Here is a 2,805-nt window from a genome sequence, read left to right as displayed (position 1 = left end):
TGTACACCGAGGGCCAAACCGCCGTGGGCGTGTTCACCTTGCGCAAAGGCATGGTCAAACTGGTGCGTACCACCGCCGATGGCCGCGAACGCATCGTGCGGGTGCTGCGCCCGGGCGACGTGATCGGTCTCGAAGCCTTGGCCACCGCCCGCTACGACAGCGAAGCCATCGCCTTGGTCGAAGCCCAGGTTTGCCGTATCCCGCTGTCGGTGCTGCACCACCTGTCGTCCAACTCGCCCCGCCTGCACAAGCGCCTGATGCAAAAGTGGCAGCACGCCCTGAAAGACGCCGACGACTGGCTGGCCGACCTGAACTTCGGCTCGGCCCGCCAACGCGTGGCCGCCTTGGCCCTGAAAATGCGCGACCCCGACCAACCCAGCATCACCTCGTTTTTTGCGCGCGACGACATGGGTGCCATGCTCGACATCAAACTCGAAACCGTCAGCCGCGAAATCAGCGCCTTGGTGCGCGACGGTGCCCTCAAGCCTTGTGACAAACAAGGCAGGCGCTATGAGATTGCGAACGAGGCGTTGTTGCAGCGCTGAGCCAGCGCAGCGCGGCGGATGCGCCAGCCGACCGATCTACAAGCACCGCGACACCCCACAAGAAAGAAGACCGGAGGCTGTCATGCCCGTGCAGGTTGGATGGAATCTGAAATGAGACACAAGGCCATTCCAAATCCATGTGCAACCGCCATGCCAACACACACTTCCATGCTGCACATCCGGGCGGACGATGACCTCAAAGAGCAAGCAACGCAAGCCTTGACTGCGATGGGTCTGTCTCAGTCCTTTTTCACCCCCGCAACCGCCCCAACATGTCTTGCAAGATGATGCTGTCGAACACCCGCAGCAGCCTGTCTTGAGCCCCCAGGAAAACGCGAGCCGCTTGCGGCGCCTGTGTATGAAGCCGTCGAATTTCGGTCAACTCTTTGCCCAGCGCTTGCGGTAGGCGGATGATTACTTCACGGATGATGCGTCGCGCAATCACATCCGGTACCCCCAGCGCCAGTGCGGCATCGAGCACCAAACGGTGGGTGACCTGGCTGAAAAAGTTGGCTTGGCCCAATGGGATCGCCATTCGCACGTCTGGCCAGGTGGCTTTTTCGTTGGCGAATGCGCGGGTGTAGTAGGCACTGGTGGCCAATAAATCGTAGTGTGGGGCCAGCTGAATGCCCTCGGGCGACATGAAGAAGGACAGGTTTTTCAGGTGACAGTCGTCGTTGGCCACGGCGATATTGAACACCAGCCAACGAAACAGCATGAGTCGTGTATTGGCTTTGTTGGTGGTGGCGTTGACGATGTCTTGAAGCGCCGCAATGGAGGCACCCGAGTGCTTGAAGGTGCGTGATTTGTTGAGCAGCTGACAGGCGTCAATCAGGTGCTTGCGTTGCACGTTCAAGGCTGGCCGCGCGCCGGGCACATCGGGCTCTGCCGTGACCCGGTCAAACCTTTGCACCACATAGATGGGCTCTGGCACATAGAGCATGTGCACCTCTGGAACAGGCAGGCCCACGGCCCTGGCCAGCCGCATGGTGAGGTATTCATTCAGCACGGATGCCGGGTATGCGTCGGTATCCGGGTGGTTGGGTTTGAGGATGTGGGTGGAGGGTGTTGCCCCCTCTGGTTCATAGAGCTGGTTCCCGTGGTAGACCACCAGCAGCTTGTGCTGCGCACCCGCCAAAGACATGCGCTTGGGCGCATGCGCGGTCAGCGTCAATCGGGGCAGATGGTGGATTCGAGCGCTCAGTTGTGTGTTGGGCAAGTCGCGCCATGCGCTGGTGCTGGGCAATGCCGCACCCGGCGGCAGCAAAGTCAGTGATCCCGCCGATTCCGAGCCCAGGTATTGCAGCAGCGCAAAAGCATCTTCGCCCTGGATGCCCGCTTCTTTGGAGATGGCTTGCCGAAGCAGCTCTTCGGGCAGCAGGTTGTCAAAGAACCATTGCACAGGTCGCAATGTGCCGCCATCTGCGTGTGTCATCGACGTGCGTGGCAAGCCGGGTGCCAGGTCAAAACTGTCAGAGGCTTGCGCCCAGTCTGTGTCGTAGTCAAAGCGCCAAAGGTCGTCCCCTTCGTGCAACTGGCCAACCAAGCGCTGACCCGAGAAGACGTTGAGGCTTCTCATGGGCTGCCGTCCTTGGTGCGTTGGGTGGCAGCTTCGCGGCAAAGCCGCAGCCGCTCCAGCTCTTGCGCAGCGGCCAATGGAATGTCCACGCTCAGCTCGATGCCCAATTCCTTGAGCAAACGCATCACGCGGGCCATCTGCACCGTAGGCTTGCCTTTTTCGACGTCAACCGCAAACTGGCGGCTGACACCAACCAAGGCGGCCAGGTCGTCTTGACGCACTCGGGTGCTTTTGCGCACGGCCCGAATGACCAGGCCGAGTTCTTCTGTGGTGTGGATGCTGTGTTTCATAAAAATGTCTGAGATCAAAGACATTATGTCATTTGGTGCGTCTATGGCAATCAGAATTTCTATGATCATAGATATTTTGTAGAAAAACCTGATGATGTATAGAAAATATCTGCAATCGCAGACATTTTTCTTCTTGTCCAAGAATTGATTTGCCTCAAGCCGTTTGCGTTTCAAGCTGCCAAGATGCTGCCTCTGCACGAGGAGACAGCATGGCCACGAATCCCACCCCCACCCACACCCCCAACTTCACCCGCGCTTCAATCTCCGCGTTGAGCCGCCGCCAGTGGTTGCTGGGCTCGGCAGGCGCAGCCGTTTTGGCCAGCGCTGCGCCCGTTGCCCAGGCGGCCAAAACCAAAACGCAGGCGCACATCGTGATTTTGGGCGGAGGCCT

At 59.3% G+C, this 2,805-nt stretch carries 5 protein-coding genes; 3 read left to right on the top strand and 2 right to left on the bottom strand.

Annotated features, from left to right (window positions below):
* Together ACIQ47_RS16030 and ACIQ47_RS16025 are read left to right on the top strand one after the other, a co-directional pair.
* A partial coding sequence (locus ACIQ47_RS16030) for a Crp/Fnr family transcriptional regulator (RefSeq protein WP_396439030.1) occupies positions 1-545 on the top strand: 545 nt, incomplete at its 5' end.
* Between the two features lie 18 nt (positions 546-563).
* On the top strand, positions 564-833 hold the full coding sequence (locus ACIQ47_RS16025) for a type II toxin-antitoxin system RelB/DinJ family antitoxin (protein WP_396439029.1): 270 nt from the start codon (positions 564-566) through the stop codon (positions 831-833).
* Here the strand turns inward: ACIQ47_RS16025 and ACIQ47_RS16020 are convergent.
* Positions 796-2,124: a HipA domain-containing protein gene (locus tag ACIQ47_RS16020; RefSeq protein WP_396439028.1), complete on the bottom strand. Its 1,329-nt coding sequence runs from the start codon at positions 2,122-2,124 to the stop codon at positions 796-798. The two genes, ACIQ47_RS16025 and ACIQ47_RS16020, sit on opposite strands and share 38 nt — an antisense overlap.
* Positions 2,121-2,438, bottom strand: coding sequence for a helix-turn-helix domain-containing protein (locus ACIQ47_RS16015; RefSeq protein ID WP_396439027.1), 318 nt, complete (start codon positions 2,436-2,438; stop codon positions 2,121-2,123). The genes ACIQ47_RS16020 and ACIQ47_RS16015 overlap by 4 nt, the downstream gene beginning before the upstream one ends.
* A 185-nt stretch (positions 2,439-2,623) precedes the next feature.
* On the opposite strand from ACIQ47_RS16015, the gene ACIQ47_RS16010 reads away from it, so the two are divergent.
* The coding region (locus ACIQ47_RS16010) for a hypothetical protein (RefSeq protein WP_396439026.1) at positions 2,624-2,805 on the top strand (182 nt) is incomplete at its 3' end.

The sequence above is a fragment of the Limnohabitans sp. genome (genome assembly GCF_044373035.1).
Taxonomy (GTDB): domain Bacteria; phylum Pseudomonadota; class Gammaproteobacteria; order Burkholderiales; family Burkholderiaceae_C; genus Limnohabitans_A.
This window is presented reverse-complemented; position numbering and strand designations above follow the sequence as displayed.

Coding starts and splice junctions, on each gene's coding strand:
- ACIQ47_RS16020 (WP_396439028.1), bottom strand. CDS start 2,124: ATGAGAAGCCTCAACGTCTTCTCGGGTCAGCGCTTGGTTGGCCAGTTG.
- ACIQ47_RS16015 (WP_396439027.1), bottom strand. CDS start 2,438: ATGTCTTTGATCTCAGACATTTTTATGAAACACAGCATCCACACCACA.
- ACIQ47_RS16025 (WP_396439029.1), top strand. CDS start 564: ATGCGCCAGCCGACCGATCTACAAGCACCGCGACACCCCACAAGAAAG.